4 protein-coding genes are annotated in these 4,222 nt (G+C 44.3%); 2 read left to right on the top strand and 2 right to left on the bottom strand.

Annotated elements, in window-relative coordinates:
- Positions 1-193 precede the first annotated feature (193 nt).
- Positions 194-1,888: a phospho-sugar mutase gene (locus CAG68_RS13590; RefSeq protein WP_025768465.1), complete on the top strand. Its 1,695-nt coding sequence runs from the start codon at positions 194-196 to the stop codon at positions 1,886-1,888.
- 98 nt (positions 1,889-1,986) lie between these two features.
- On the opposite strand, the gene CAG68_RS13585 is transcribed toward CAG68_RS13590, so the two are convergent.
- Positions 1,987-2,409, bottom strand: a complete 423-nt coding sequence (locus CAG68_RS13585; protein WP_005375519.1) for a GNAT family N-acetyltransferase — start codon at positions 2,407-2,409, stop codon at positions 1,987-1,989.
- A 79-nt stretch (positions 2,410-2,488) separates the two neighbouring features.
- On the bottom strand, positions 2,489-3,121 hold the full coding sequence (locus tag CAG68_RS13580) for a LysE family translocator (protein ID WP_086047290.1): 633 nt from the start codon (positions 3,119-3,121) through the stop codon (positions 2,489-2,491).
- A 229-nt stretch (positions 3,122-3,350) separates the two neighbouring features.
- Between CAG68_RS13580 and CAG68_RS13575 the strand changes: the two genes are divergently transcribed.
- The gene (locus CAG68_RS13575) at positions 3,351-4,178 is read left to right on the top strand and encodes an AraC family transcriptional regulator (RefSeq protein WP_086047289.1); all 828 of its coding nucleotides are present in this window, start codon (positions 3,351-3,353) and stop codon (positions 4,176-4,178) included.
- Positions 4,179-4,222 lie beyond the last annotated feature (44 nt).

The following is a 4,222-nucleotide window of genomic DNA, read 5'->3' as shown; positions in this document are numbered from 1 at the left end:
ATAGTTCCAAGGTTCTTCAAGAAATTAAATATGATTAAATTTTGTTCGGATAAGAAAAATTAATTCGGTTTATCGATTGCCCTCTTTGAAATGTAATTGAGAACCATTTACATTGATTTAAAAGAAAACATTGAGATACTTACCAAACGAAGTGTCCAAGAAAGTAGGCTCCCCCTACTAAGGAATGACTGATATGACAGCACTAATTACGCAATGGCTAGAACGAGACCCTGATCCTAAGACTCGTGAAGAGCTACAACACCTCGTCGATACGAACAATGAACAAGAACTTACTGATCGCTTTGGCTCACGCCTTGCCTTTGGTACTGCAGGCTTACGTGGCAAAGTGGGCGCAGGTCCAAACCGAATGAACCGCTTGGTGATTCAAGAGACCGCCACTGGTTTAGGGAACTATTTGCTTGAGCAAGTCAAAGATGCCGCGAGTCGTGGTGTCGTTATTGGCTACGACGGTCGTCCCGATTCAAAACAATTCGCGCATGATACCGCATCCGTACTGACGGCCCTTGGTATCAAGGTTTACCTAACGTATGACGTTGCAGCAACCCCAATTGTTGCGTTTGGTGTCCGTACATTGAATGCTGCGGCCGCTGTTGTTGTTACTGCCAGTCACAATCCACCAGAATACAATGGCTTTAAAGTATATTGGGAGAATGGCGCACAGATTATTCCTCCGCACGACTCTGGAATCGCAGCGAAAATTGATGACGCAACAACGAAGCCATTACCTTTAATGTCTCTCGATGATGCAAAACAGCACGGTTTGTTAGTTTGGTTGGAAGACGACTACTACCAAACTTACCGTAAGACAATGAATGAAAACGCGCTGCTTACTCCTGACAACAATACCGATATATCTATTGCTTACACCGCAATGCATGGCGTTGGCGCGAATATGGCGGAAACGCTACTTGCCGACGCAGGCTTCCAAAAAGTGGCAAGTGTTAAGGAACAGCGCGAACCTGATGGAAGCTTCCCAACCGTCAACTTCCCAAACCCTGAAGAAGCCGGTGCAATGGATATGGTGATGGCATTAGGTAAGTCCGTAGATGCCGATATCGCTTGCGCGAACGATCCAGATGCAGACCGTTTTGCCGTGGCAGTTAAACGCCCAGATGGCGAGTATCAAATGCTAACAGGTGATCAGGTGGGCTCACTGTTTGGCGATTACTTGTTGGAACAGCAACCTAACGCTTTGGTTGGCAACACCATCGTATCCTCAAGAATGCTGAGCAGCATCGCTAAGGCGCATGGCGCACAATACTATCAAACATTAACTGGCTTTAAATGGCTTACTAACGTTGCCATGGAACAAGAGACAGAAACCAACCCATTCTTGTTTGCTTATGAGGAAGCGCTCGGTTATACCGTGGGTAACAAGGTGTGGGATAAAGATGGTTTATCTGCAATCGTCGCGTTTTCACAGCTAACAGGCAAGCTTAAAGCGCAAGGCAAAACACTGTGGGATAAACTGGAAGAGCTGTACCGCGAGCACGGTTTCTACTTCAACGCACAACGCAGCATCGCTCTCGACCCGAACTCTCCACCAATCGGCGACAAACTCCGAGCAAATCCACCAACAGAGATTGCTGGTAAAAAAGTTGCAGTAACCGAAGATCTTAAAACATCGGTTCGCATGTTTGACGACGGCTCTGAAGAATCCATTGACTTACCAGCAAGTGACGTATTGATTTATCACCTAGAAGATCAATCTCGCGTGATTGTTCGTCCTTCTGGTACTGAGCCAAAACTAAAATGTTACTACGAAGTCATCAACCTCTTCCCTGCGGATATGAGCTATGAACAAGCACAGCAAGCAGCAGAAGCGAAGATGAACGAACTTATCGACGCGCACCAGCAAAGTTTGTAAGTCAAAGAGAAACATAGATATTTGATACAACAAGAGGCGCAAATTCGCGCCTCTTTTTTTATTTTCACTAGAACAAGTCAAGCTAACCCGTGCTTTCCCTAGCCTACAATTTCCTTTTGTAGAAAGTACTTGTGGATGCCCTCTGCAGGATAGCCTGAGTACTGCCCCACTTTCTCAAAACCCAATTTGAGATAGAACTCAAGAGCTTGAAAGCTGTAGGTATCCAAATAAACATGGGTAACCCCATGAGGCTTTACTTTTTGTTCTAGCATCGACATTAATTGACTACCGAGACCAGAGGTTCGACTTTCAGCGTCTACCCACAAAAACTCAACAAACACCGTATTTTTAAACATTTCGCCAGTCAAGCCACCCATGATCTTGCCATTCTCATCTTTTGCGAAACAGCCTACAGCATGCACTTCCCCTTCAGGTAAATGCAGTCGGTTATAAGATCGAATACCTTCACGAACAAAATCAAGGTCTGTTTGATCTGGATTTAAACAAAATTCAAGCTTCATATACCCTCTCCTTAGGAAACACCAATATCCTAAAACAAAAAGCCAGCAATTGCTGGCTTTCTGATGGCATATGATAACTTTACAAGGCGAAACTACTCAGTATCCACAACGCCAGAATAACAAACACTAACCCCATTAGTTTATGTTGATACGTGCGGAATTTTTCGTTCTCGAGCAGCCCTTTGCCCAATGTGCCTGCTAACCCAACAAGTAATAAATTGAATGACAAGCCAAGAACGTTCAACAATAACCCTAGCGCTAGCATCTGCTCACCAGAAGATGCCGTGATATTGCTTGAGACAAACTGCGGCAAAAACATCACAAAAAAGACCAAGGCTTTAGGGTTGAGCAAATTACTCATCAAAGCACGTTGATAATAAGTTGATGCCATTTTGTTTTGACCATCAAGCTCTGGAGCCGAAGATGCCTCAGCTCGTAAGCAGTCCCAACCCATTTTTAACAAGTAAGCGCCACCTAGTAGATGAAGGACTTTAAGGGCTATTGGGCTCATGGCAATCAGGGTAGATACGCCCATCGCAGCAAGCAAAGTAAGAATAACACCAGACGTCGCATTGCCTAAGCTAGCAAAAAGACCGACCTTCTTACCGTAACTCATACTAGAACTCGCTATCAGCAACATATCGGGCCCTGGTAATAGCAACAAAGCCATTACTGCGGTGAGATAAACAGGAAGTACAGATAAATCAATCATGATGAAACCGCTTTTCTACAACAAGGCGGCGAATGTTATACCAACAAAATGACATCATCCAGCCCAAAATAGCCAAGATAATTCAAAAAATAAAAATCATAGTTTGCCCATGTGAAAAATAGCAATCAATTCGCCTGTTTATCAAAATCGAATAGCAATTTTGGACAAAAATAAGCACGATGGATCCGTTACACTTCTAAAATGATTTTCTTGAGCAGACCGGATAAAGATGAAAGAAAAGAATAAGGAAATCGCTACCTTCAAGATAGCTCAAGAGCTCGGAGGTTTAGAGCTTCTCGATGCAAAGTATGAGAAGCAGAATTTTTCACGCCATAGCCACGAAGGTTACACTATTGGTGTCATCGAAAAAGGGGCACAACAATTTTTTAGGACGGGCGGGAATCATATCGCGCCACAGGACAGCATCATCCTTGTTAATGCAGATGAAGTACACAACGGGCATTCAGCCTCGGAAGGCGGCTGGGAATACAAAGCAATGTACCCCGTACCTCAGCAGTTTCAAACTTTAGGACAAGAGCTTGGCTCACCAAATGTAGCTCTGCCCTATTTCCCTCAACCTGTGGTTTACGATCCTGAGCTGGCTAGTCAGTTACGACTGGTATTTGAAACACTAGAAAAATCAGACAACCGTTTATTGAGAGAAACTTTGGTTTACGGCACGTTGATCAAGCTAGCCAGTAAACACAGCACTCATCGGACACCACTGAAAGAGTCAACCAGAGCTCAGCGACAAGTGCAGCTAGTCAGAGAATTTTTGGAAGACTTTCCACAAACGGACGTCTCACTAGAAGAACTCGCGAAACTGTCTGGATTAAGCCCTTTTCATCTGCTGAGAGAGTTTCAAAAGCAATTTGGCTTTCCGCCTCATGCCTATCAAATTCAGCAACGTTTACGTATGGCGAAGAAGCTACTAAAAATGGGACAAAAAATTTCAGACGTGGCACAAGAATGCGGCTTCCATGATCAAAGCCATCTGCATCGACACTTTAAAAAAGCCATGGGCGTCACTCCCGGCCAATACGTCCGTCACAGCTAAAGCAGCAATATTGTACAAGGCGTTATGCCACTACCGAGCTATCT

The organism is Vibrio sp. V42_P2S4T144 (assembly GCF_009904715.1).
Lineage (GTDB): Bacteria > Pseudomonadota > Gammaproteobacteria > Enterobacterales > Vibrionaceae > Vibrio > Vibrio alginolyticus.
This window is presented reverse-complemented; position numbering and strand designations above follow the sequence as displayed.

What these genes read in the sequence shown, in the direction of transcription:
- CAG68_RS13590 (WP_025768465.1), top strand. Translation starts at nt 194, where the DNA reads ATGACAGCACTAATTACGCAATGGCTAGAACGAGACCCTGATCCTAAG.
- CAG68_RS13585 (WP_005375519.1), bottom strand. Translation starts at nt 2,409, where the DNA reads ATGAAGCTTGAATTTTGTTTAAATCCAGATCAAACAGACCTTGATTTT.
- CAG68_RS13580 (WP_086047290.1), bottom strand. Translation starts at nt 3,121, where the DNA reads ATGATTGATTTATCTGTACTTCCTGTTTATCTCACCGCAGTAATGGCT.
- CAG68_RS13575 (WP_086047289.1), top strand. Translation starts at nt 3,351, where the DNA reads ATGAAAGAAAAGAATAAGGAAATCGCTACCTTCAAGATAGCTCAAGAG.